The 23,440-nt window shown below is 63.8% G+C and carries 29 protein-coding genes, 4 tRNA genes and 1 pseudogene; 7 read left to right on the top strand and 27 right to left on the bottom strand.

Features of this window, described 5'->3' with window-relative positions; all coding sequences use genetic code 11:
* From H7J06_RS24620 to H7J06_RS24630, 3 genes are all read left to right on the top strand, one after another.
* Window positions 1–598: hypothetical protein (locus H7J06_RS24620; RefSeq protein ID WP_264041985.1), on the top strand; the 598-nt coding region annotated here is incomplete at its 5' end.
* Window positions 599–728: 130 nt separating this feature from the next.
* The gene (locus tag H7J06_RS24625) at window positions 729–1,010 is read left to right on the top strand and encodes a hypothetical protein (RefSeq protein WP_264041987.1); all 282 of its coding nucleotides are present in this window, start codon (window positions 729–731) and stop codon (window positions 1,008–1,010) included.
* A gap of 388 nt (window positions 1,011–1,398) precedes the next feature.
* Complete coding sequence (locus H7J06_RS24630) at window positions 1,399–2,241, top strand: glycosyl hydrolase family 18 protein (protein WP_264041989.1); 843 nt, start codon at window positions 1,399–1,401, stop codon at window positions 2,239–2,241.
* Between the two features lie 226 nt (window positions 2,242–2,467).
* Here the strand turns inward: H7J06_RS24630 and H7J06_RS24635 are convergent, their stop codons facing one another.
* On the bottom strand, window positions 2,468–2,809 hold the full coding sequence (locus tag H7J06_RS24635; RefSeq protein WP_264041991.1) for a hypothetical protein: 342 nt from the start codon (window positions 2,807–2,809) through the stop codon (window positions 2,468–2,470).
* A 106-nt stretch (window positions 2,810–2,915) separates the two neighbouring features.
* Here H7J06_RS24635 and H7J06_RS24640 point away from each other — a divergent pair, with 106 nt between their 5' ends.
* Window positions 2,916–3,251, top strand: coding sequence for a hypothetical protein (locus H7J06_RS24640; protein WP_264041992.1), 336 nt, complete (start codon window positions 2,916–2,918; stop codon window positions 3,249–3,251).
* Between the two features lie 9 nt (window positions 3,252–3,260).
* On the opposite strand, the gene H7J06_RS24645 is transcribed toward H7J06_RS24640, so the two are convergent.
* The 22 genes and pseudogenes from H7J06_RS24645 to H7J06_RS24750 all read right to left on the bottom strand — a co-directional run bounded on the left by H7J06_RS24645 (window position 3,261) and on the right by H7J06_RS24750 (window position 17,817).
* Window positions 3,261–3,779: a hypothetical protein gene (locus tag H7J06_RS24645; RefSeq protein ID WP_264041994.1), complete on the bottom strand. Its 519-nt coding sequence runs from the start codon at window positions 3,777–3,779 to the stop codon at window positions 3,261–3,263.
* A 334-nt stretch (window positions 3,780–4,113) separates the two neighbouring features.
* Window positions 4,114–4,509: a hypothetical protein gene (locus H7J06_RS24650; RefSeq protein WP_264041996.1), complete on the bottom strand. Its 396-nt coding sequence runs from the start codon at window positions 4,507–4,509 to the stop codon at window positions 4,114–4,116.
* The gene (locus tag H7J06_RS24655) at window positions 4,506–4,727 is read right to left on the bottom strand and encodes a hypothetical protein (protein WP_264041998.1); all 222 of its coding nucleotides are present in this window, start codon (window positions 4,725–4,727) and stop codon (window positions 4,506–4,508) included. Before H7J06_RS24655 ends, H7J06_RS24650 begins: the two co-directional genes overlap by 4 nt.
* A 10-nt stretch (window positions 4,728–4,737) precedes the next feature.
* Window positions 4,738–5,142 carry a transposase gene (locus tag H7J06_RS24660; protein ID WP_264042000.1) on the bottom strand — a complete coding sequence of 135 codons (405 nt, stop codon included), beginning with the start codon at window positions 5,140–5,142 and terminating at the stop codon, window positions 4,738–4,740.
* Window positions 5,143–5,191: 49 nt separating this feature from the next.
* A complete protein-coding gene (locus tag H7J06_RS24665) occupies window positions 5,192–6,766 on the bottom strand; it encodes a hypothetical protein (protein WP_264042002.1) in 1,575 nt (524 codons plus the stop codon).
* Window positions 6,660–10,652, bottom strand: coding sequence for a hypothetical protein (locus tag H7J06_RS24670; protein WP_264042004.1), 3,993 nt, complete (start codon window positions 10,650–10,652; stop codon window positions 6,660–6,662). Before H7J06_RS24670 ends, H7J06_RS24665 begins: the two co-directional genes overlap by 107 nt.
* A gap of 259 nt (window positions 10,653–10,911) precedes the next feature.
* Entirely contained in the window at window positions 10,912–11,397 is a 486-nt protein-coding gene (locus tag H7J06_RS24675; protein ID WP_264042006.1) for a Clp protease N-terminal domain-containing protein, read from the bottom strand.
* Window positions 11,394–11,774, bottom strand: a complete 381-nt coding sequence (locus H7J06_RS24680; RefSeq protein WP_264042007.1) for a Clp protease N-terminal domain-containing protein — start codon at window positions 11,772–11,774, stop codon at window positions 11,394–11,396. Before H7J06_RS24680 ends, H7J06_RS24675 begins: the two co-directional genes overlap by 4 nt.
* Window positions 11,771–12,058, bottom strand: coding sequence for a hypothetical protein (locus H7J06_RS24685; RefSeq protein WP_264042009.1), 288 nt, complete (start codon window positions 12,056–12,058; stop codon window positions 11,771–11,773). The genes H7J06_RS24680 and H7J06_RS24685 overlap by 4 nt, the downstream gene beginning before the upstream one ends.
* A 184-nt stretch (window positions 12,059–12,242) precedes the next feature.
* Window positions 12,243–12,479 carry a hypothetical protein gene (locus H7J06_RS24690; RefSeq protein WP_264042011.1) on the bottom strand — a complete coding sequence of 79 codons (237 nt, stop codon included), beginning with the start codon at window positions 12,477–12,479 and terminating at the stop codon, window positions 12,243–12,245.
* Between the two features lie 347 nt (window positions 12,480–12,826).
* Window positions 12,827–13,186 carry a hypothetical protein gene (locus tag H7J06_RS24695; RefSeq protein ID WP_264042013.1) on the bottom strand — a complete coding sequence of 120 codons (360 nt, stop codon included), beginning with the start codon at window positions 13,184–13,186 and terminating at the stop codon, window positions 12,827–12,829.
* Window positions 13,183–13,617, bottom strand: a complete 435-nt coding sequence (locus tag H7J06_RS24700; RefSeq protein ID WP_264042015.1) for a hypothetical protein — start codon at window positions 13,615–13,617, stop codon at window positions 13,183–13,185. Before H7J06_RS24700 ends, H7J06_RS24695 begins: the two co-directional genes overlap by 4 nt.
* A 323-nt stretch (window positions 13,618–13,940) precedes the next feature.
* Window positions 13,941–15,326: a DNA primase family protein gene (locus H7J06_RS24705; protein ID WP_264042017.1), complete on the bottom strand. Its 1,386-nt coding sequence runs from the start codon at window positions 15,324–15,326 to the stop codon at window positions 13,941–13,943.
* Entirely contained in the window at window positions 15,323–15,775 is a 453-nt protein-coding gene (locus H7J06_RS24710) for a DUF2742 domain-containing protein (protein ID WP_264042018.1), read from the bottom strand. Before H7J06_RS24710 ends, H7J06_RS24705 begins: the two co-directional genes overlap by 4 nt.
* Window positions 15,772–15,981 (bottom strand): DNA-binding protein, encoded by a 210-nt coding sequence (locus tag H7J06_RS24715; RefSeq protein WP_264042020.1) that lies wholly within the window; start codon window positions 15,979–15,981, stop codon window positions 15,772–15,774. The genes H7J06_RS24710 and H7J06_RS24715 overlap by 4 nt, the downstream gene beginning before the upstream one ends.
* A gap of 170 nt (window positions 15,982–16,151) precedes the next feature.
* Entirely contained in the window at window positions 16,152–16,400 is a 249-nt protein-coding gene (locus H7J06_RS24720; RefSeq protein WP_264042022.1) for a hypothetical protein, read from the bottom strand.
* 235 nt (window positions 16,401–16,635) lie between these two features.
* Window positions 16,636–16,791: a hypothetical protein gene (locus H7J06_RS24725; protein WP_264042024.1), complete on the bottom strand. Its 156-nt coding sequence runs from the start codon at window positions 16,789–16,791 to the stop codon at window positions 16,636–16,638.
* A gap of 181 nt (window positions 16,792–16,972) precedes the next feature.
* Complete coding sequence (locus H7J06_RS24730; protein WP_264042121.1) at window positions 16,973–17,308, bottom strand: hypothetical protein; 336 nt, start codon at window positions 17,306–17,308, stop codon at window positions 16,973–16,975.
* Between the two features lie 51 nt (window positions 17,309–17,359).
* A pseudogene (locus H7J06_RS32470) lies at window positions 17,360–17,500 on the bottom strand (DUF2510 domain-containing protein); the annotation flags it as partial.
* 57 nt (window positions 17,501–17,557) lie between these two features.
* Window positions 17,558–17,632: transfer RNA gene (locus H7J06_RS24740), tRNA-Val, on the bottom strand.
* A gap of 11 nt (window positions 17,633–17,643) precedes the next feature.
* Window positions 17,644–17,717 (bottom strand) — tRNA-Cys (locus H7J06_RS24745).
* Between the two features lie 27 nt (window positions 17,718–17,744).
* Window positions 17,745–17,817: transfer RNA gene (locus H7J06_RS24750), tRNA-Gly, on the bottom strand.
* A 470-nt stretch (window positions 17,818–18,287) separates the two neighbouring features.
* Between H7J06_RS24750 and H7J06_RS24755 the strand changes: the two genes are divergently transcribed.
* Window positions 18,288–18,362, top strand: a tRNA-Val gene (locus H7J06_RS24755).
* Between the two features lie 427 nt (window positions 18,363–18,789).
* On the opposite strand, the gene H7J06_RS24760 is transcribed toward H7J06_RS24755, so the two are convergent.
* The 3 genes from H7J06_RS24760 to H7J06_RS24770 form a co-directional block, all read right to left on the bottom strand.
* Entirely contained in the window at window positions 18,790–19,398 is a 609-nt protein-coding gene (locus H7J06_RS24760; protein WP_264042026.1) for an NAD(P)H-dependent oxidoreductase, read from the bottom strand.
* Between the two features lie 12 nt (window positions 19,399–19,410).
* Window positions 19,411–20,352, bottom strand: coding sequence for a sterol desaturase family protein (locus tag H7J06_RS24765; RefSeq protein ID WP_264042028.1), 942 nt, complete (start codon window positions 20,350–20,352; stop codon window positions 19,411–19,413).
* Window positions 20,353–20,586: 234 nt separating this feature from the next.
* A complete protein-coding gene (locus tag H7J06_RS24770; protein WP_264042030.1) occupies window positions 20,587–21,075 on the bottom strand; it encodes a MarR family winged helix-turn-helix transcriptional regulator in 489 nt (162 codons plus the stop codon).
* A 126-nt stretch (window positions 21,076–21,201) separates the two neighbouring features.
* On the opposite strand from H7J06_RS24770, the gene H7J06_RS24775 reads away from it, so the two are divergent.
* Both H7J06_RS24775 and H7J06_RS24780 read left to right on the top strand, forming a co-directional pair.
* Window positions 21,202–21,738: a VOC family protein gene (locus H7J06_RS24775; protein WP_264042032.1), complete on the top strand. Its 537-nt coding sequence runs from the start codon at window positions 21,202–21,204 to the stop codon at window positions 21,736–21,738.
* Window positions 21,739–21,760: 22 nt separating this feature from the next.
* The gene (locus H7J06_RS24780; protein WP_264042034.1) at window positions 21,761–22,192 is read left to right on the top strand and encodes a DoxX family protein; all 432 of its coding nucleotides are present in this window, start codon (window positions 21,761–21,763) and stop codon (window positions 22,190–22,192) included.
* A gap of 76 nt (window positions 22,193–22,268) precedes the next feature.
* Here the strand turns inward: H7J06_RS24780 and H7J06_RS24785 are convergent, their stop codons facing one another.
* Window positions 22,269–23,417: an FAD-dependent monooxygenase gene (locus H7J06_RS24785; RefSeq protein ID WP_264042035.1), complete on the bottom strand. Its 1,149-nt coding sequence runs from the start codon at window positions 23,415–23,417 to the stop codon at window positions 22,269–22,271.
* Between the last annotated feature and the right edge of the window lie 23 nt (window positions 23,418–23,440).

A 23,440-nucleotide genomic window follows, 5' to 3' on the forward strand; every position in this document is an offset into this window, starting at 1 on the left:
GCACCAGCAAAACCACTACCCGAACCAAGCGCGCCACCTAGGCCAGGTGGGGCCAAAATTCATGACGACGGTGGGGCCAAATCACTTGACGAAACGCATCCAAGCCCGTGTCATCGGCAACGGCGCCGTCGAGGTCAGCTACGAGGCCCACAACGAGTACATGGTCAAAGGCCTCGCCGTCGAGCTACGTCCGTTTCTGCCATGGGTCGATGACGTCGTGAAAGTCACGCGCGTGATGCGCTCGGTACTGAACTCCCTGACCGACGAGAACTGGAAGCGGACCCTCATCTGGATGCAGACGGAGTACCAGAAGATCCTTAATGACGAGATGTTCTCGTCTCACTGGTCGATCCCCGCCGAGGGATGGCACATGAGCGCCACCGACCTGGAACTAGCCAAGCTGGTGCTCAATTCGCAATGGTTTCACGAGGGCATGGACCCCCGGCTGCGGCACATGCTGGACTCCGACCACCAGCAGATGGGCAATTATCAAGCGGTGTGGCGACTGCTGAACAACACCGTTCTGATCGTCACCCTGTTGCAGCGACTCATCACTCAAGCCGACGACTCAGGGGTACTGCATCCGAAGACGAAGTAGAGAGGGTCAGATCTGAAATCCGACCCCTGCAGTCAGATAGGGGAGAGGTCCGTTTGCCCGTCGCAACACCTGCTGTACCGAGGAAACCATGGCAGAAAATCAACCAGCGCGACGAATAATCTGATGTCCCATGATGCTCGACACGTTCTCCTGCGCCGCGAAAGACCTCACCGACCATGGCCTTGAAGGCTGGTCGATGTGGTTACGCCTCGCCGGCGACACCGACGACCCCAACACTTGGCACCCGATCAAACTCATCCGAGACCACGGTTTCCGAGAAGACACAAACCTCCCGTTCGTAGAGGCCATCTCCGTCTCATTCCAAGACGACACCCCCGATGCGATGCTCAACGACTCCGATCAAGTCGAGTTCGCCGTCCTCCGACCGCCGACCGAGACTCCGCAACCCTGATTTCACGGTGCGACCGACACAGGGTCGGATCTGTAATCCGACCCTGTTGGATGACGGCCCGCGAGAATTAACCTCTGATGATGGACGACGACGCACCCGACCTGATGTCGACACTGGTTGACGCGGTGATGCCGATGCTGAAGCCCTACGAATTCAGCCTCTACCTGTTCTCGTAGCACTTCTCTAGCCGTCGCAGGTCGTCTAGGGAACCGACCTCGAGCGGTCTTGAAGCGACGCAGTGTTGATTTACAAAACATTTGCACTATGACTCTAGGGTGAACGCCAATCCCGTATATGTAAATGATGGCCGGTCCCGCAACGAATATCCTATTGGGCCCGCAGCCCCGCAGGCCGGAGCGCACCGTTACTTCAGAAAGTGGATCATCTGATGACGAACAGCAGCGAATCACCGTTTCCGTTCGAATTGGTGACCTGGTATGACACGTGGAACGAAAATGCGCTCAAGAAGCTGCAGGAGGAGCGGGGAGTGCCGCTCCACTACGCGACCCGCTACAACCTCGCTTTCGGGCAGCTAGTCCCACAGGCGGGCGGCGCCTACAGCATCGAGATGGGAAACTTTGCCGCCCAGGTCAAGGCTCTCATCCACAAGAAAAGACCAAATGCGCAGATCTGGGCCTCAACCGGTCCCGACGGCGGGGTAGAAGACGCCGTAATGGACAACAGGGAGCACGGCAACCGATCCACTACCGCCATCGTTACCTGGCTAAAGGACAACGGGTACCACGGGCTCGTGATCGATGAAGAAAACAACACAAGCCAAGTGCCCGAGTTTGTCACGCAGCTCGGCCCCAGTTTCAAGAAGGCCAACCTCGGCATCATCGTCTCCGCCATGTGGCCGGATCTGGGGCCAACTGGCGTGTTCGGAGACCAAGCCGTCAAGGCGTTTCATCAGCATGTGGCAGCGATTGAGCTGCAGGACTACTCGCCCTCCTCGGCCCCGGGGAAAGGGACGGAGGCCCACGCCCTTCAATGGATAAAGGCCGGGATACCGGCCGGGGACCTGCTGGGGGGAGTATGCACGGAAAGAGGCAAATTTCAGACCTCACTAGCAGACACTGGACAGTGGACCACTGACGCGATTCGTTTGGGGCTCCGTGGCATGGTCAGCTGGCGGTTGAGCAACGACCACGCCAGCGATATTGAGGACGTTGAGCCTACGTTCGTTGGCGCAAAGACCGTTTATGACACTGCTCACCGGCCGCCGACATAGGAACTGCGGCTGGCGAGTCCCCGTTTCTTAGTCCACCCGGAATTAGATCGGGGCTGTGAGGGAATTCCGCAGCCATGTCTGACCCTCTTGCGCCTTGTGCATACCGAGACCGCTGGAAGTTGATATCACCAAGGTAAGGGAACAATCGCTCGCGACCAAGGCTCCCGCGCTCCAAATCCACATCAGCGTGACAATAGGCGGTGTATCGACGTCGTCGATATTGTTGTCACCAGATCTTCGACGGCCCGGTCGGCCCATGAAGATCGCAGCCCGGCACTCCGTGGCCCGGCACACACCCGCAGCTACCCGGTGCCGTAGAACCAGATCCGACCTCACGGTCTGCAAGCGTCTTCTCGACCGCGAGCGCGTCAGACGGCTCGGTCTCATAGTCAACCCAATACTTCAGCCAGCCCGGACGGGAAAAGAAACTGGTCGAAGGAACAGTCACCGGACCCTTGAGGAGCTGCCCCGGCGGCAGTTGCGCCGCCGTCCGCTCTTCCAGTTCTTGGCGCAACCCTGGCGCTGTCAAATGAAAGCAATCTGGGACCTCGATGTACTTACCCGGCATGAGAGCGATTGTGTCTCAACCCCGTGGCTCTAGTCCGCCCCCGCGCCGCGCGCAGGGAGCACTACGCGGCCGAAGGACCCGACCGCCGCACCTGCGGTCTGAGGAGATGGTCGGGCCGGAATTTCGGTGCGTTGGTGTGGTGGTGCGGCGGCTCAGGAAGCCGCCAAACACCGGTGGTACATGTGTTCCCACGGCCGGAACCAACGCCTGCCGCGCTGAAATCGTCGCGAATGCAGATGTCCAGTCCGAGCACGACAACACCGCAACCGTCAACGTGTGCTACACCTACGACCACTCCTGGTACGTGGACATAGCCGACACTCACCACGCACCTGGAGCCTCGGAAGCCACCGTCGCACTGGTTAACGTCGACAACACGTGGTACCTGCGCGCAGTCACCGACGATCACGTCGTCCCGGCATGCGACACCAATAAGACCTGACCTCGCACCTCACCACGCCTCCGTCGGACCGTCGGGGCCGTAGAGGTCAAGCGAAAATTCGTACTCGAACTCGATGCCATCAGCACGGGTGAAGATCTTGACCGCCGTCCCACCACCACCATCTGCAGCGACCCCGCGCTCCAGGCTCTGCAGAACACCACGACGCTTATTGCACACGGAGTGGCTAGGTTGAAAATTCGGCCCCACCGGACCGCGACCCGCATCCGAGTTGTACTCAATCAAAGCGATATTCGGGTGATCCTCCACACTGTGGATGTGATCGAGCTCGAACGCCCCCGGATCACCATGCTCTAGCCGATAGTCGATCGGCTGGTGGCAGATCGCGCAGGGCAACGCGGCCGCCGCACAACGATCCCGGTACCCAGCCCTCACCAGCCTGAACGTATGCCTCAGCGGTCCGTCGATCAGCCGCCGCTTCAGCTTCGGCTTCGTCGGCGCTGGCGCACTCCACTCACCAGAGTCGAGCTCTGGCGCATCCGCGTACAGCGCGTCCTCGTCGTCGATCATCTCATCGGCCTCCCTGGTCGACCCTCCGCGATCCTGTCCAACGCATGCCGAACCCCACGCTCACTCAGGCCGACCGCCACCCCGATGGCCCGCGCGGAGTAGCCCTCCCGCCAGTACCGCACTATCAACTTGTCCCGCGCCGCCACGCTCATCTGCTCAACCACCCAGAACCTCCCAAACATCAAGCGGCACAACACAACTGATTTGCCGGTACTAGTCAAAATCGAGGCCGTTCCACGTAAAATTCGGTCGGGGAGGGATTTTGCGCGGAGGACCGCTCCCGCCTCCTCGCCCCCAGACACTTTGCTAGATCTGCTAACCATCGTCGTTGCGGTCATAGGTCGACCTGGTGGATGGTGAGCCGTCGGATGGCCCGTACACCTTCGTCGTGGGTGTCGTCTTGGTCGACGGTGATGGTGAGGGTGGCTTCGTTGGGGACGTTGGTCCCGCCGGGGATGTCGTCGGTGGCGAGGTGGGCTTCCAGGAACAGGCCACGACGCACTAGGTGGAGTGTGGCGGTGCCGGCGGGTTCACCCCTGATGTGGAGCGGCACGGCGGTGTCGTTGTGCTCGGGGAGGGCGTGACGGCTGACCTGTTCGACCCATCCGCCGTGGTCGAGTCCATCGTGGACGTCGTAGGGGTCGTACGTGATCAGGTAGCCGCCGATGATCGTTTGGTCGTCGCCGGTGTGGACGGTGAGGGTCTGCGCAGCGCTGCGGGTCTCGGTCATGGTGTGGCCTGCCAGATGTTGTTCACGGTTTGGCGGTCCGCGGTGCGCTGCTGCGCGTTGGTGAGCATGATGCGCGCTGCGGTGAGGGGTGGGTTTGGGTCGCCGTCCTGTTGCAGCTGTCTGATCAGTGCAGCGAAGATCGTTCCGCCTTCGCGTCCCTGTTCTGCCAGTGCTTCGTGCAAGGCGGGGTCGTGGTCGTGGTCGTGCTGCTCGGTCATGGTGCGTCCGTCACTTGGCGTTGTCTTGGGAGAGCAGAACCAGCGACCGCATGAGCGCGTCGCGTTCGGCCTGCAGGGCGGTGTTCTCGGCGCGGAGTTGGTCGACGAGAGCTTGGGCGAATTGGTCGGCGGCGTCCACGGTTGACGTGTCCAGCACCGCGAAGTGATCGTGATTGGCGTGGGAGTCGGTTGTCGACGTACCGGATCCCATGCGCTTGCCTCTGACCCAGTTGCCAAGCGATGTTGGGCTGATGCCCAAGCCCTCTGCAATTTCGGTGAACGACTTGTCAGGCGACGCGTGCACGAGGCGGACCGCTTCGGCCTTGAACTCTGAGGTGAACTTGCGTCGCGGTGCCCTCGGCGTCCTCGGCGTGCTGCTGGTCTGTCCGTCGTCGATGCTGTGGACGTTCGTCATGCGGGTTGTTCCTCCTTCTGCCAGCGTCGGTGCGCTGGTCTGGTGTAGGTCATAGCGGGATCCCCGCCCCGCCACTCATGGCGGGTGCGCTGGTTTGAAGTGAGATGTTGCGGACTTGGTCGGCGACCTGCGGCGTCGGGTTGAAGCCCTGGTAGGTGTTGTTGACGGTCAGCGGGTTGCTGATGGTGGTGCCCGACCCGGTGTTCGGTGCCGGCGCGGCGGTGGGTGCTGGTGTCGTCCCGATCTGCGGTGTGACGTCGGCGGGGGCGTCTGGTGCGCCACCGTTGGAGTACTTGCTGAGGTCGGGTGGGCTCATGTCGGGCTGCAAAATCCCTTGTGGTGATGCCAGGGTGGTGGCGACGCGGGCGGCGCTCGTGACGATGCCGGCGAACGCGGCGTCGGCCCCGTCGATTCGTTGGGCAGCGGTTGGGAGTTTCAATCCGGGGTTCAGGCCACCCGGCAACCAGTTTTTGCCGACTTCAAGGGTGCCGGGCACGGCATGGTGCGCCTTGTAGCCGGCGGGTTGGGCTGGCACGCCGAGGGCGGGTGCGACTGGCTGCCCGGCTTTCGGTGAGCCGGGGATCGTCACACCGGTGGGTGGCGTCAGTGCTGGTGCGGGTCCTGGTGAGGGCGGTGGTTTCGCTCCTTGGATTTGTGCGGGTGTGGCACCTGGTGGCGGTGTCGGGAAGCCGGGGAGTGGTGGTGCGCCGCCCACGCCAGGGGTGACTACTTGATTCGGTGCAGGTGATGGTGGCGCCGGTCGATCCGGCGAACCGAACTGGTATCCCTTCACGTCGATCGGTGCTCGTGCCGGCGCTGGTGGTGCGGGGGGTGCAGGTGCTGGTGCTGCAGGTGCGGGAACCGCTGGCACTGATGGTGCGGACGCGGGTGCTGGCAACGGTTCCTGCGGAGCGCTGGCCGGCGCGGGTGGCGCGGGAAGCGCTGCCGCGTCAGGAGCCGGTGCGGCTGCAGATGGCTGCCCATCGGTTGTCCCCGGATGTAAGAGGTTCTTCAGCGCGGGGATCGCGTCCTCGATCATGCCGAGGACACCGCCGTCCGTGTCGCTGCTACCGCCGCCGCTGGCGTCGTGCTTTGCGGCGCTGAGGTTCAACCCGAAGCTGAGGACGCCGCCGAGGATCTTCGTCAGGCCCCAATCGTTGGGTGCTTTCATGCCTTTGAAGACGCTGCCGTCGATTCCAAACTCTTGGAACACACCCTTGACCAGACCTTTACCAAGATCCGCCGCGTCCTGATCGTTGGTGCCGCTGCCCTTGCCGTCCTTCTCATAGGGCGGTGGCTTCTCCGCGTCAATCCGTGACTGTGTCTCCTCGCGGGATTGCTGGTGTAGAGCATCGGTGAGACGTCGCTGGGTCTCTGCGAGTTCTTTGTTCGCTCTGGTCTTGGCGTCTGGGTCGGCCGGATCGTCGGGGAGCGCGTTGACGTCGTCAGCCTTGGCTTGGGCGTCGGTGACGGCCTGCTGCAGTTCCTGGATCTGCTGGGCAGTGTTCTGCTGCCGGTCAATCAGATCTTGAGCTTTTTCGATCCATTCGTCGCGTTTTTCCTTCTGCTCGGGCCTTGGCTTGCTCATCCGGTGGAAGATCCCATGAGAATTGATATGCGCCATAGCCCGGAACTTGAACGGTGTTCGCGGCACCCGGCGGTGCCGGTGTCATTCCCGGTGGCGGCGCAACCTGCGAGTAGTCAGAACCGGGCGCGGTCGGCGCAGCGATCTGCGGGTTGCCGGGGTTGGTGCTAATGCGGTTGACGTCGATGATGTTGGATTGCCCGCCGACCTGGAACCCGGCTGCCTGAATCGTTGGTGAGGTGGGTCCACCGGGACCGATCGGGCTGGCGAATGCCACATGAACTTCATCGGATTCGTCCAGGTAGCTGCCGCCGGGCGTCGTGTAATAGGCACCTTGTGGGAGGACTTGGCCGCCCGCGACGCCGGTGTCCCGACCTGTGGTGGGGTCCTGGTGGATGAGCTGCACCAACTGTTGGGCGTAGTTCTGCGAGAGGTAATCGGCGAACTTCTGCATGTTCTGCGGAGCGCCGAAGAAGTCGAAGGCCCACGAAGCGTTCTTGTCGATGGTGTTGCCCGGTCCCGCGATACCACCGTGCAACGTCTTGTCGCCGTGGTCCTTCGGGGTGAGGTCGAACTGTGCGCCGAGCTGCGTCACCCATGCGGGGATCTCGCCGGGGGTGGCCGCGCCACCGGAATCGTTGGGGTTCTTCTCGAATATCGGTCGAATGCCATGCGACAGAAGCCAATCAGGCGTGTAACTGATGCTGGCGCCAGGCAGGCCGCCGGTTCCGGCCGTGGTCGGGGGTGCTGCACCACCTGGTGCAGCTGTCGGTGGTTGTCCACCGGCGATGAGTCCGGGAACTTGGCTGAGGAAGGAGTTGTAGTTGCTGCCCGGATAACCGCCGACTTCGATCTTGTCGGCGATGAAGTTGCCGGGACCACCGGGGTATGCGTTCACCGCGGCGGGTCCACCTTGACGTTGCAGCTCGCTCAGGAACCACTGAATCTGCTGCTGTGCACCGTTACTGGGCTTGTCGCTGCTTTCTTGGAACAGGCCGTGATGTCCAGATGCATTGGTGATGTCGGGCGACAATGACGATTCGTAGTCGCTTGCTGCGACCGCGTAATCTGCGGTCTGTTCAGTGTAGCCAGCGGCGACGACCGCGTCGTGGATCGCGCGGGCAACGTCGCCCTTCGAACCCGATGCCGGCACGCCCACCTGGCCACCCGTACCGGGAACGCCACTGGGGAAGCCTGCTGGCACGGCGCCTGGGGAGCTGGTCGGGGCGTTGTACGACACGTCGAGGGTGACACCGCTGTCGCCTTGGTTGGACTCCGGGATGCCCACCGACTGCATCAGTTCGCTGACGGACAACCGTGGTCCTGGTTTCGACGTGTCGAAAGCAGTCGGCAGGAGTACGCCGTCGCCGGAGCTGTCGGGTAATGCTCCCTGTAGCGACGTGTCGATGCCGGCGCTCGTCATCGTGGTGTCGACGTCCAACGTGGCGTTGGGCTTCACCTGCATCGCGGTGTTGAGGACGACGCCCTTACTCGGGTCGGAAACGGAGGACGGCAGACCAGCCGCATCGAGTACGTCACCGAGGCCGAGCTTCACAGACGCTGGTTGCACTGTCAGGTTCGTCGGGACGCCGGTGTCAGTGCCGTAGCCAGATGGGTGCGCCCGGGGCATGTTTCGGCCGCGGCCACCGTTCGACGGTGGCTGTGAGTTCAGACGGTTACGGAAGTCGTCGTCGCGGTTTTGGAAGATTCCCCACGGGTCGAGAATGTCGAATCCTTGCGAATTCTCGCCTATCCCAAAGGGATTGAGCCAGTCGAAGGAATCCGGCGGCCCCGGTGTACCCGACGGTTGTGAGGGTGCCGACGGAGAAGCTGCCGGCGGCGCGGCGGGTGCAGGAGATGGTGGTGCCACCTTCGGGATCACCGTGACCGGGATGTCCTTCGCGGCCGGAATCGATGCCAGCAAGTCCTTCACCGTCTTCGCGGCTTCGTCCGTGTCCACGTTGATCGTGAACTTGCCCGCGTTGTCTTGAAGGTCGACGCCGGCCTTGCGCAACGCATCGACAGAGTTCGGGTCGCCGAGCTGGAGCTGACCATCGGTGCCGACCTTCAACGCGGTCTTCAGGTCTTGAGAGATGGCAGCCGTGGCCTGGGCTTTGTCCAGCAAATCTTGGAACGCCTTGACCGCCCGATCGGTGTGGTCGCCGAGATTCGACATCTGCTGCCCGAGATCTTGCAGGTGTTCGCCAGCCTTCTTCGTCTGATCGTTGCCGGTCAACGCGCCGTACGCCGCCTCCAGCGAGCCGATCATCCCGGTGATGTTGGCGAGCGCACCCGCGATCTGCCCGCCGACCTCGATGGCAATCGTCCCGATCGAGGACAGAAACCCGATGATCGTCGGTGTGTTCGACGAGATCCAAGTGCCGATCTTCGTCAGAGAATCACCAAGGCTGGCCTGCAGAACCTCACCCAGTGGGCCAAGATCAGCGTCGATCTGGTGCCCGATGATCGTCAGACGGTCCGACAACGTCCGCGTGGATTCCGCTACGTCATCGATCCCGCCTGCCGGTAGGTCACCGAGCGCACCGTTCAGGGATTGGACGCTGAGCGTGCCGTCGTCGACGGCTTGCTTGAATGCGATTGCTGCGCGCGGACCGAGTTTGCTTGCCCAATAATTCTCAGTATCGAGGTCGGCCTGATCGTGCAGTTTCAGCCAGGCGTCGTGCGCATCCTGGATATGTTGTACGACTTCCTTGAGTCGGTCCCCGAAGCTCTCATGAGCTTTTTCGGCCTGCTTGACCAAGGGGTTGAGTCCGCGGATGACTGTCGAGCTCTTGATGCCGGCTTCGCTGAGGCCGGCGAGGAGTCGCGCGCTCTGGTCGGCGTTCAGACCGAAGGCACTCAGGACGGAGGCGTTGGTACCAAGGTCTGCGATCAGTTCGTTCAAATTTTCGTGGCTTGCGCGGCTGATCTTGAAGAGCGTATCGAGCTCGGTGCCTGCGTCAGCTCCGCTGACCCCCAATGCATGCATAGCAGCGGTGAACGCGTTGACGTCGATGGGCTGTCCCAAGATGACGGACGCGTTGGACACCTTCTGCACCAACTCGTCTAGTGGTGCCCCGGTCAGGTGGAGTCGGGTCGATAGGGCGGCTGTGGCGTCGGTGATCACGTCGAATCCGGCTGCTGTGTTCCCAGCTACGCGGTTGACGGTCTGCGACAGGCTCTCGAGCTGTTCGCCAGTTGCGGCAGTCGTGGTCTGCAACCGGCGGTTGATGCCCTCCTGAATTTCGCCTGTGTCGAGTAGTTTGTCTCCGAGTTCGGTTGCCTTGCTTATTAATTCGTCGAACGACTCGATACCGATGATTGCGCCAGCACTGATCGCACCGCCCATAACACCCGCGGCGAGCCCCGAGACGTTGAAGCTGCTACCAGCGCTCTTGGCGGCCTCGTCTGACGCCCGAATCTGGGCGGCCAGATCGCTTTGCCTTTGGCGGAGCTCGTCGACCGACGTTGTAACTCTCAGGATCTGAGTCGAATCGAACGCGCCGCCGGCCTCGGTGGCGCGCTTCGCTTCGGTGTTCAGCGCCTTGAGTGATGCTTCGCCTCGTCGGAAGGCGTCGCTGACATTGTTGTATTCGCGGGTCAACGCTTGGGCACTTGCGGTGCCGTCGCGACCCAAGCCAGAGAATGCTTCGCGGACCAACTGCAGCGGCGCGCCGATGCCTTTCCCGATGGCCTCGCCGATCGACGCGCCGACCATCGACGCCTGCGACGTCTTATCGAGGCCAGCGAGGAGTTCGTCGCCGAGCGCAGCGCCACGGGCAGCCAGCCCCGCCCTCATCGAGCCGACGAGGGCGGTGCTGGCGCGTTCCCCGATCGCCTTCATCGACCGTTCGATGCCGACGGCCGACGCCGCTACGTCAATCCAGGACACACCACCAGACGAGCCCTCGGCGGGTTCAGTCATCGTCAGTCCTTCCGTTCGTGGCGTTGGCGGGAGGGGTGCGCGAGCCAATGTGCTTCCTTCACTCGGCTTGCTGCTCGGTGGCGCGCCTGGTTATGCAAGAGAAATAACCCCGCCACCACCCCCTCCCGCCTGTCCTCCCGGTGGCGGCGTTCACATGACCGTGGAGACGCCAACCGGAAGTTGGGAGGGTTCGCGGGCCGGGGCAAGGGAATCGATTTGAAGGGGGATGACCCCAACGACACCCGGCCCGCGAACCCGCTCATGGGGATGCCCCGGCGAGGGCGGCCCGGCGGGCAGCTTTGAGGTGCACACCCAGCGAAGCGAGAACTGTCGCGGCGGGGCCTTCGCCTTCACGAATCAACCCGAGGAATACATGCTCGACCCCGGCGTAGTGATGGCCCGCATTAAGAACTTCACGGGGCACAAGATCCTCAAGAACCCGTCGTGCGCGGCCGTCCCAGTCGAGCGGTACGTCGGGTGATCGGCGCCCGTGCGAATCGGTGCCGATGAGGTCGTCGACGAGCTCCCGGACCGACCGCAGTCGCACGCTAAGCCGGGAGAGAGTGGCGGCAACGTCGGAGTCGTGGAGGAGGCAGTGGAGGATGTGCTCGGTGCCGATGTAGTTGTAGCCGAGCCGCCGTGCTTCGGCCTGAGCGTGCTCCAGGACGCGGCGGGCGGCGGACGTGAAGTGCTGGGTACGCGGTGCCCACGCCGACGACGACGTGGGATTGCTGTAAATAATCACAATGACGTCCTCGGTAGGAGTGCAGCGACGACGTCGTGGTCACGGAGGACAGCGGCGCCGAGGTCGGCCACGCTGACACGCTGCCCGCCACGGGCGAGGGCCTGCCGAGGTCCAAGTTCAACGACCAGTCGTCGGGCACGACCACTCATCGGCAGTTCGCCGCTCGGCGACGCACACCCGCCGTACCCGACGATCGTCTCGACGTGGCTGCGGATCTCGGTCGGCGAATAGCCCAGCGTCTCCAGGACATCGGCCTCCGCGGTCAAGGCAAGAAGAATGTGCTCGACGCCGACGTAGCTGTGGCCGAGCGCTCGTGCTTCGCGCTGCGCAGTTGCGAGGACACGGTTGGCGTCGGCGTCGAGGTGCTGATAGGTCATCGCTGTCCCTTCGCGTCGTCGCGGTCGGCGTCACGGCACGCGATGGAGCAGTGTCGCTGCTTGGTCTCGGCCTGGAACGCGTTGCCGCACCGCTGGCAGACATGGAGATTCGGGTCCGCCTTGAACGTTCCGAAGTAGTAATCAGTGCGGGCAGCTTCGTCGGCGAGGGCCTCGAATCCGCGGCTCACGTTGGTGGTCGGTGGGGTGGGCAATGGTGCGGGTCGGCCGGCTCGGTCGGCGGCGAGGAGTTCCGCGCCACGCGCGAGCCGGCGGTGATAGTTCACCCGGCAGTTAGTCGTGCAGAAGCGTGACGATGGCCTGTGTGCGGCGTAGATGTCGCCGCACCCGTCGCAGCGCCGGTTCGTTGCCATGCCAAGAATCATGAGCTCGCCGGTTACGTAAACGTGGGACCGACACGACATGAATTATGTTGTTGCACAACGGTTTACCGTTACTAAGCCGACCTAACTAACTCTTGGGGTACCCGACCCTGGTGCACGCGTCGAACAGTGCCGGACCGAGGAGCAACCTGACCTTGTCGAGTTCCGTTGCGCACGACATCAGCACAGGGTTGCCGTCGTCGAGCAATGCCACCGCGCGGGTGAGTGACGACAGGCAGGCCAAGTTCGGGCCCAACTGGGTCATCACATCGACGATGCCTGCGGTGAGGGTGGTGGCGAGCGCGTGGTCGGTGGGTTCGGTCATGGTGTTCTCCTGTTCATTGTCGTGAGGTCTGGCCTTGGCTGCCGGTGCGGCGCATCCGGGGTGCCGGCGGGGGCGGATCGAGGTCGGGGCTATTGGTGTACTTCGCTCGGTCGAGCACAAGATACGGAGAGCCGTCGGGCGGCCTGGCAGCTTCCGCCTCGGCGTGCGAACCCCAGTAGCTGGCGTTCACACCCCCACCCGTAGGCCAGCTCACGCAGACGAACCGACGGTCAGGTTCGATGACGATGGCGTCGTGGGCGTGGTCTGGGCATGGGGCGCCGGCGGCGTGGACCGCATGGCCGCACGCAGTGCCGTGTTTGTTCGTCCTCCCGCAGCGGTGCTCGGGTTCACCGGTCATGGTTTTCCTCCCAGGTTTGTGGGAGTGCGGCGAGGCGGTCGGCCACAGCAGCGCGGCGCGATTCGGCGAACACGTCGGCCTCGTCGGACACAACGTTGGCGAGGAGACGAGGCGGTGCAGGTGCCGGTTCTGGTGCCGATTCCGCTGAGCTCCAGTTGACTTCAGCCCCGTCCACCCACGCCGAATGCCAGGCACCACGGCTGAGCGCAAAGACCGGCACCAGTCGCACCGGCATGCTGTTGCCGTCCTCGCGCAGTAGAAGCAAGCTGCCATCCCGACGGGTCGTGACGTCGGTCGCTTCGATGCTGGCGCGCCGGCCGCTGGCGTCGAGGATGGTCCACAGGCTCATCGGACGACCTCCGGGTCGATGGCTCCGGCGAGGGCCAAGGCCTTGATGACGCAGACGTTGATCTGCTGCGTGAGAGGGTCGGTGGTGACGGTGTACTGCCCGCGTGGCTTGGTGCCAGGATCGTGGCCAAGCTCCCCAGTCCACGTGAGAGGTTCCTCGGCGTGCGGGTCAGGTTTCCAGATATGACAGGTGTAGACGCCATACTCGATGGTGGCGCGCGACTGCACCTGACGGCCGTCGCTGTAGTGGTGTAAATCGCCGTAGGTGCTGGCGAGTTCGGCGATTTCGCGGACCACATCATTGAGGGCGTCCCGTTCGATGTCGTGGCCGGCGTCGCAGCCTGACCCGCCGATTGCGTCGTCGGTCCAGTCGGCGGTGGATTTCAGGATCGCTGCGGCGTACTTCAGGGCATCGTCGGCGCGGATGGTCATGGTTCTTCTCCTTCTGGTCGGTCAATCTCGGTAGTGGTGTCCAAGGCCCATCTCATGCCGAAGCACGTAGACCATGGAGCAAGCAGGGGATGGCGCTCGTCGGGGTCCAATGTCGGCTGGCATCCCAGATGGCAGAAGCGGTTCAGCCCATCGGTCTGCCCGCACGCAACGACGTCATTGCAGACGTGGCACTCGGCGGGGATCACAACTCCCCACCACCCCAAAACGCTCTGACCAGAGGAAAGTACCCATAGCACCCATTCCCGGTATGACGCCATAGCGCGCGCACGCGTAGGCGAACCAGGAAAAGGGTGCTATGGGTGCTATTCGGCGTCACGGTCGACCGCCTCCCTAGTCAGGAGCGCGATACCGCGGCGCCATTTCTTGCCGTTGCTTGGCCGGCCTGCGGGATACCCCTTGTCGGTGATCGCCTGCCCGAATGCCTTGAGGCTTATCGGTTCAGCGCCGTCGGCGATACGCCACTTCTCCCACTCATCGAAGAGCTGAGAGGTGGTTGATTGCAGGACTGGGCTTGACGTGGTGCAGCATTCGTCGATGAACCTGGCGACGGCGTCACTGGCCTTCTGGTAGGCGTCGGTGGCTACCCGCACCGAGGCTGGCTCGTCGAGGCCGCGTTCCGTGTAGGCCTTGTAGCCGTCGATGATCCAGGTGAGGATGCCGTCGGCCTCCAGCTGTAGACGGTCATCGAGCTGGCGGTCCTGTTCGTCGTCGGGGATCACGACGTCGAACGGAACGACGCGGAGCCGTCGCCAGATCGCCGGATCGTCGCCAGAGACTCGAGGTAGGTGGTTGGTGATCAGCAGAGGTGTGTGCGACGGTTTGAACTCCACGAAGTCTTGGCGCATGCGGCGCGCGCGGATGGTGTCGCCGCCGGTCAAACGTTTCATGGTGGCCTCGGCTAGCCGGCGGTCCTTCTCCGACTCGGATACTGCGACCCAGCGCACGCCACGCAAGTCCATTTCCCCTGTTGGGTGTGCGCCTTCGCGGTGCATGAACAGGTCGGGTTCTGCGGTGCAGGCGTAGTCACCGAGGGTCCACCTGATCGCTTTGTCCCAGACTGATTTTCCGTTGGCGCCGGTGCCGGTGAAGATTGGGAGTACGTGCTCGTGTACGGCACCGAGGAGTCCGACGCCGACGAGTCGTTGCACGAACTCGCGGGTGGCCTCGTCAGGTAGGACACGGTTGAGGAATGCTTCCCACACTGGCGCCGTGGTGTCGTCGTTGTATGCACCCCGGCATACCTTGGTGATCTTGTCGGCCGGCCGATGGTCACCGAGTTCCATGGAGTGCAGGTCGAGCACCCCGTTGGCGACGTTCAACAGGTGGGCGTCGGCGTCGAGGTCGGCGACGGCGTAGGCGAATGGCTCTAAAGCCGAGGCCAAGTCGAGGACACCGTTGACACCGCTGGCGGACTCGCACTTGCGCACGTCGGCGCGGAGTTCCTTATCGTCAAGGCTCTCGGCGAGTGCGGTGCGTAACTCGGCGAGCACGTTGCGCTTGGCGACACCACGAACGTCGGCGCACCACCGCGTGCCGTCCCAGTGATGCCAGCCAAGACCGTTGACGAACAGAAGCTCGCCGGCGTACCTGGCGGCCATGCGGTAGGCCATGCGAGCCTGCCCACGGTGGACGCCTGCGTGGTCGCGGTGTTCTACTTCGGCTTGCCAGTCGAGGAGTTCGTCGGTCATGACACCACCACCCTCGGGATGTAAGCGCCGTCCGCGATGGCCGTGCGCCGCTGCGCCTGCCGGCGTGCGACCGCAGCCCAGTCCTCGCTATCCCGAATGGCCTGCGCTGCTTGGCGCATCGCCGCCTGGTGCGCATCTTCGTTCAGCGTCGCCACCACGCCGGCACGCAGTAGCGAGCGGCGCTTGTCGGCGTCGCACAGGTTCATCCATTCGGCAGTGCCGGGCCACGGGAGGCCGTCGGGATCGCCGATCAACGGAGCGGCGAACAGGCAGACGTCGAGGACGTGGTTGACCTGGCGACTGGTGACATGTCGCCACGTCGCGCTATCGTGTTGAGCATCGGTTGGTTTGGTCGCCGGTCGATGTTGTTGATGTTGTAGGGGATGGCCGGGCTGCCAAGTCCGGCCGTCGCCGTCTGTGGGGCCGGGTGGACCCGTCGCCGCGCTCATCCCTGAGCCATCCGCCGGGCGACGTACTCGCGGACACTGGCCGCGACGATGAAAGCCCTCTTGCCGACATGAATCCGAGTGATCTCGCCGCGATCAGCGAGGCGTGACACGCCTCGCTGGCTCAGGTCGCCCATTTTGGCGCTGGTCTGCTGATACGACCAGAGCAGCTCGTCGGGTTCGTCGTCGGTGTTGGTGCTGTCGTGCATGGACCAACGTTGGCACGGGTTTACCGTGCAAAACGCGCGATTTCCGTTCGTTCGGCGTGTCGCCAATTCCCTTGCGCCACATTGCCGTTACTAGCCGTGACCGGTGGGACAAACGAGAAACGGCCCGCCCCCCGCGGATTGGGGAGCGGGCCGTCCAGTCCCGCTTGGTTCTAATGCATATTCGCGATGGCCTCGTCGTAAGCCAATTGAAACGCCTCACCATAAGCCTCGCCATAGGCTTCCTGATACGCCTCGTCGTAAGCATCGCGATACGCCTCGTCATAGGCATCGCTGGCGACTTCGCGAGCCTCCTCGTCAGCCTGCTCACGGGCGATCTCGTCAGCCTGCTCGCGAGCCTCTTCGTCGGCCTGCTCGCGGGCGATTTCCTCAGCCTGCTCGGCGTTGTACGCAGGGATCATGTCGGTTCAACCTTTCGCGGACGTGACACGCACACCTGTCTGATGGACGTGCTGAAATAGGCGCTGCTCTGAGAGGCCGAGGTTCCGAGTTGGACCCGCACACTCGGTAGTGAAACCTTGGCCGCAGCCTTGCCTTGCCGCGATAGGTGAGGAACCGAAGTTCCTGCTTACATTGACCTGAATCCGCTAACCACAATACGTCAATCCGTGACCGCCCGGTAGCAGCAATTGGTCCCTACTTGCGTTGCCGCCGTAGCACGTAGCCGACCGCACCTACTGCCACGAGGACCATGGTGAGCAGTAGCAGCGGGATCGGGTGATGTGAGTGGATGATCTGCCACGCACAAATGCCGGCGACCACGACGCCGAGCAGGACCGGCCAGTGCTTCATGCTCGTCATGATGCCGCCACTGCGCTTACGTCGCGACACAAGTTGAGGATCTCAGCGGCCACCTCGATGGCCGTACCGACATCGAGACGTACTGCCGAGCTGCCCACGTTGATCAGGATGTGACGGTGCCCGGCACCCAGCTCTGCACCGACCTCGACGGGCTGTCCGTCCACGTCGACACTCACATCGACCCCTGATTGTCGTCCCCGGCGGACAGTCGTTGCACGGCATAGCGGATTGCGAACCCGAACAGCGCGACGACCCCAACGAAGGCCACGACCCCACCCACGTGGCCCTGCCCGACGACAAGCAACAGGGCGATCGCCACCCCGACACCAATAGCCAGCCGACGCTCAGTGGTGCTCTGGGAAGAACGCAGGGTGCGCACGGTGCCGTCTGGGTCGACCGTCTGGTATCGCCGCCGGTTGCTCGAGGCGATGAACAGCCACGGCAGGATCCAAAACCCGCACGTGATGATCGTCAGGATGAGGTGCAACGGATGATTAGGGCCGGTCACAAGGACCTGCGGGGGAGCCTGCGGAGCCACCACGGGCAGCGGAGGTGGTGGTGGGACGTCAAGCCACGCGTGGCCGTCCCAATAGCGTTGGGTAGATCCTCGGGTGGGGTCGGGGTACCACCCTGCGGGCGCGTTCATCTGAGGCCAATACGGCTGGCAACTGCAACCGCGACGACTGACGATTGCCTGCATAATGGTTGCAAGCCCTGCGTATGCAGGTCAGAAACATGCCCTGACCTGCGGTGGAGCTGGTGCGCGATACTGGGATTGAACCAGTGACCTCTTCCGTGTCAGGGAAGCGCTCTCCCGCTGAGCTAATCGCGCGGGACCCATCTTGGAGGTGGAGACGGGAATCGAACCCGTGTGCACGGCTTTGCAGGCCGTTGCCTCACCACTCGGCCACTCCACCGCTGGGGTTGATGCGTCTGCACCATCGAGCGGATGACGGGATTCGAACCCGCGACCCCAACCTTGGCAAGGTTGTGCGCTACCAACTGCGCTACATCCGCGTGCTTCGAGCGAGTTCGTCGCTCTATGCGAAGCACGACGATAGTCCATCCACGCTCGGCACCACAAATCTCGACGACACGGCAGAAAGTGGGCCGTTCTGCCGCCCCGAATTGGGGGCCGGTTCGCAGCGGCGTTGGTGCTCCTTGCTGCACCGGGCCCTCCTGTTCGACGTGGTCCTCGGCATCCTGGCGAAAAGGGGTTGAGCATCAGAAGATTCGGCAGGCTCGCGATCCAAGGGCGTCCGACGGTCCGACGGTTGGTCCGCCGACCCTCTCCTGGCCTCCTGGGCGAAGAGTCGTCTTTCCCGGGGCGGTGGGCCGCACATGGGCCGCACCGTTGCGAGAGGACGCCCTGAGACGGGTGCGCGCCAGCGGCACGGTCGGGCGGCCACAGCGGTCGCGATTCCAGGGCCGGCTCCGTGCGTGATAAAGTTCCTCGTCGTTCACCGGTGATTGTCCGGTGCACCCACGGTCTCGTAGCTCAGTGGGAGAGCGTCCGCCTCACACGCGGAAGGTCGCTGGTTCGATACCAGCCGGGACCACCAGAAAGTTCCAGCTCCCGGGCATGAATCCTCGGCAGTGGATTCCGGGGGACACTCCATCCGCCCCATATGGACCCAAACCATGGGTCCGAGTCGGGTCGAGCACTCTCTACGTTGGAGCGCCGCCATCGTGTTGAGAGCTTCCAGTTGTCCAGCCCGAGCAATCCGACGAGGCGTGATCCGCCAGTCGGCCGGGCTGAACTCCTTCGCTGCGAGACCCTGCGTCCGACTGACTCGCCGAACCGAGTAAGTCGGGAATGGGACGACGACGCCCTAGGCGCCGGACTCTCCCGGGGCGGTCATTCCGCCCGTGGATGCGCCACCGAGAACGCGGCAGGAGTCTCCCCGTAGGAGTGAAACATGGTGCGGCCGAACGATTTCGAGAATGACCTGGACGAGATCGTCAGGCCTTGCACTAACGGTCGCTCGGTCAGCGGTCGATGCTGGCGAGCACCTCGGCGCGGACGACGTCGTAGGGCCGGTGAAAGTCGCCCGCGGCCGCGGGTGGATCGGTATGCACGACGAAGCCCTCGACGTCCATGCTCATGAAGCCCCCGAGGATCGCGAAGAACGGGCCGAGGACGAAGTCGGTTCGCGGGTCCACGCCCGTCGGCGTCGAGCGCGCGGACACCACGGTCACCGGCTTGGACCGCAGGGGGTCGATGCCCTCGCCGACTGGTGAGTTGGCGCCGATGACGTGCACGTAGTCGAGCCACGCCTTGAGCGTCGACGGCATCGAATAGTTGTACATCGGCGAGCCAATCAGCACCGCGGCGGCGCCCGCCAACTCCTCGAGCAGCTCGTCCTGCAACCGTTGAGCCTCCTGCGACGGCGCGACAGCGTCCTCCGGCCGACGAGGTGCGATGAAGTGCAGCGCGTTGGTGGGCAAGTGCGGCAGCGGGTCGGTGTGCAGATCGCGCCGACGGATCTCGCGGTCCCGACCACCCGAGGCCCACCGCTCGGCTGCTTCGGCAGTCAGCCGCCGCGTCGTCGACGAGCTGAGGTTGGCGGACGAGTCGAGCTGCAGGAGGTAGGCCATGGGTCGAGAAGTCTAGTCAGGCGGCGGACGTCGGCCCGTGACGCGAACTGAGCACGGAACCTCCCGAGGGATCGTCGGCGACGCCATCACCGCGCTGCGTGGACGCCAGCCCGGGGGAGCGAAGACGTAGGCAAGTCGCTCTCGCCACGACTGGGTGCGTCGCACGTCGGCGACGATGCGCGCGTACTCGCCATACTGAAGCTGCAGGATCCCCTCACCGGACTGCTTGGTTCCGAACAGCCCGTACTCCGGATGGCTGTCGCCGTCGACGATGGTCCCGAACATTCGGTCCCAGACGATGAGGATTCCACCGTAATTCTTGTCGAGGTGCTCTGGGCGACGACTGTGGTGAATGCGGTGATGGGCCGGGGTGTTGAACACGAACTCGACGGGCCGCGGCAGCGTTCCCACCAGTTCGGTGTGCAGGAAGAACTGATAGATCATGTTGAAGCCGTAGGCGACGTAGATCGTCCAAGGTGCAAATCCCAACAGCGGCAACGGCATCCAGAAGATCGCCTCTGACCACGGATTCCATTTCAGTCGCACGGCGCTACTGAAGTTGAACGTTTCACTCGAATGGTGCGCGCGGTGCCCGGCCCATCCGATGCGCACTCGGTGGGAAAAGCGATGATTGCAGTACCAGGTCAAGTCGACGGCGATCAGCAACGCGAACCACGTCCACCAGGACGTGGTGGGCAGCTGCCAGGGTGCAAGCTCGACGTACAGCACCGAGAAGACAACCAGGGTAACGAGTTTGAAGACGAACATGAACGCCAACGATCCGAAGCCGATCATGATGCTCGACCGTGCTTCTGGCTGGACGTATCCGGCTGTTTGTCGGGCATCGCCGCGCAGGGCGGCAGCCTCGATCGCCATGCTGATGACGAACACGGGGAGCGCATACACCACGGGGTTCTGAATGTGACCCCAGAATTCCGTCGCTACCTGTTCCATCGCTTGACGTTCACGACCCATCGTGTTCGCAGTTCGCGCATGGCGGGATCTACACCACGTGTTGGCGGAGCAAACGTAACCGATTCTCAATCGGTGTGCAGCGACGGGCCGATGACGTCATTCTTTCGCCCGATGTCACACACCAGCACGTGTCTCCTCGCGACGGCGAGGCTGGTGAACGCCCGGATCTCCGACCGCGACGGCACGGGCAGCACCGGCCGCGGGCTGGATCGTCTAGTCGTAGCGGTGATAGGTCGCAGCCATCGAACCGTCGGGGTCGAGTCGCCCGAGGATGGCCTCGGTGATGTCGCGGAGTTGGTGCACCTGTTCGGCAGTCAACGCGTCGACGACGTTGTCCCGAACGTTGGTCACGTGTCCCGGTGCAGCCTGCCGGACCTTGCGCCAGCCCGCGGCCGTCAGGTGGGCATTCGTGGCACGGGCGTCGTCCGGGCACGGGATGCGCTCGACCAGACCGCGACCCTCGAGTCGCGTGACCACGTGAGAGAGTCGCGGTGGAGTCGAGTTGGTCTGGGCCGCAAGCTCACTCATGCGCAGTGTTCGTTTGGGGGCCTCGGAGAGCATCGCCAGGACGAAGTACTCGAAGTGCATGAGTCCTGCGTCGCGCCTGAGTTGGGCGTCCAGTACGCCGGGCAGCAGTTCCAGCACCGTCGCCAGCCGCACCCACGCTGCCAGTTCCGGTTGATCCAACCCGTTCGCGCTCACACCATCACTATCCACCATCGGTTGTAGCTACAGGCACGATGGCCCGCACCCAGTATGTTGTAGCTACAACATTGATGATACCGTCTGCAGTTGTACCTACAACGAAATTCCCCGATAGGGAGCCCGATGACCGTCTCGCCCGTTCGTCTCAACCACGCGGTGCTCTTCGTGGCCGACCTCGAGCGTGCCGTCCACTTCTACACCGAGACGTTCGGGATGAACCTGGTCGTTCGCGACGCGCGCGTCAACGGCGCCTTTCTTCGGCTGCCCCGCTCGGAAAACCACCACGACCTCGGCCTGTTTGGCGTCCCCGGGGCGGGTCCGCAATCTCGTCGGTCGGTTGGGCTCTACCACCTCGCGTGGCAGCTCGACACCGTCGACGAATTGTCGGAGTTTCGCCAGACTCTGCTCGAAGCGGGCGCCTACACCGGCGAATCGAGCCACGGCGCGACCAAGAGCGTCTACGGCGTCGACCCCGACGGCCACCAGTTCGAGATCATGTGGATGCTGCCACGTGACGAGTGGGGCGTCTACGAGAGCACCGCCGTCGTCGAATCACTCGACCTCGCAACTGAACTGGACACCTGGTCGGGCACGCGTACGGCCGGTGACATCGTGCACGACGAGACATCCCGAGCAACGCCGCTCGATCGACGGCAGTAACCAACTGAAGGAGAACCACCCCATGCTCGACGACATCGACGGCCGACTCAATCCCCATGCACCCGCAGTCCTCAGCGTGTTCCGAGTGATCTTTGGGCTGCTGTTCCTCTGTCACGCCAGTGCGCACCTCTTCGGCTGGCCGTCGGGCCCCGCCGCGGCGGTCGGAGTGTGGCCGTACTTCTACGCCGGCATCCTCGAACTCGTCACGGGCGTGCTCATCACCCTCGGGCTGTTCACGCGGGTCGCAGCCTTCGTTGCGTCCGGCGTCATGGCCTTCGCGTTCTTCACCCAACACGTGCCGACCGGCGGCATCATCCCGATGGTCAACAACGGCGAACCAGCGGTGCTGTACTGCTTCGCATTCCTCTTGCTGGTCTTCACCGGTGGTGGCGCCTTCGCGCTTGACGCTCGCCGGTCCAGCACGTCGCGCGTCACGCAGCGGAATCGCGTGTGATCGCCAGCTCGGGCCGGGATGTAGGGCGTCCTGGCCCGAGCCTTGGGGCCGGCCGCTACATGTGATGAGCCGGAAACTAGGTTCGGCTTGCGCCCAGGAACGACTGGACTTCGGTTTCGACGTCGTAGTCCAGCGACCAGAGCAAGTCTGCGACGGTGCCGCGCAGCTTCTCGTCCCGCTCGGGGCTGTCCCCGCTGTCGTACACCAGGCCGCCGTTGCGAGAGTTGCGCTGAACTTGCCCTGCCCGGTCGCGCCGGAGGGACTCGTAGCGCACCACGGCGTCGGGGAGTTCGCGTGAATCGACACCGTCGAGCACGGCGGCCAGTGCGACCGCATCCTCGATCGACTGGTTTGCGCCCTGCCCCATGTGCGGCAGCATCGGATGGGCGGCGTCGCCCAGCAGGGTGAGCCGCCCGTTGCTCCACCGGGACAGGGGTTCCCGATCGTAGAGACCCCACCGGAAGGTGGTGTCGACGTGACTGATGATCTTCTGCACCATCGGGTCCCAGCCGACGAACTCCCGGGCCAACGTCGCCGGATCGCCAGGTGCGGACCACGATTCGCGCATCTCGTCGTCGCTGGGCACGAATCCGACGAAGTTGATCAGCTTCCCGCCTCGCAGGGTGAAGACGAGGAAGTGCTTTCCCTGGCCCATCGACATCGTCGACACCGTGGCCGGATAGTCCGGAACGCGGTCGGCGGGGATGACGCCGCGGTAGGCGATGCTTCCCGAGAACACGGGGTCGCTGGGCTCCACGACGTGCTGCTGCAGCACCGAGTGAATGCCGTCGGCCGCGATGACGAGGTCGGCGTGCGCGCGCTCGCCGTCGGCGAATTCGACGACGGCGTGATTGGCGTCCTGGTGGAAGCCGACGCACCGGCGGCCCGTGGAGACGGTCCCGCTCGGCAGGCCGTCGGCGAGCATGGCGATGAGGTCGGGCCGGTACATGCCGAGGACCCTGCCGTCCATCTCCTGCTCGGTCAGCACTCGGCCGCCGCCGTCGCTGAACCGCCACTGCGTCCACCGCGGCCCGTAGTCCGCCAACTGCTTCTGCAGGCCGAGCCGGTCCAGCAGGCGGATGCTGTTGGCGCCGAGCGCGACGCCCGCACCGACCTCGCCGAGCTGCCTCGCCTGCTCGTAGACCCGGACGTCGAAACCCTTGCAACTCAAGGCGCGCGCGGTGGCCAAGCCACCGATGCCCGCACCCACGATTGCCACCTTCACCCGATCCATGCTGATTCCCAGCC

Source organism: Mycolicibacterium hodleri (genome assembly GCF_025822245.1).
In the GTDB taxonomy this organism is placed as follows: domain Bacteria; phylum Actinomycetota; class Actinomycetes; order Mycobacteriales; family Mycobacteriaceae; genus Mycobacterium; species Mycobacterium hodleri.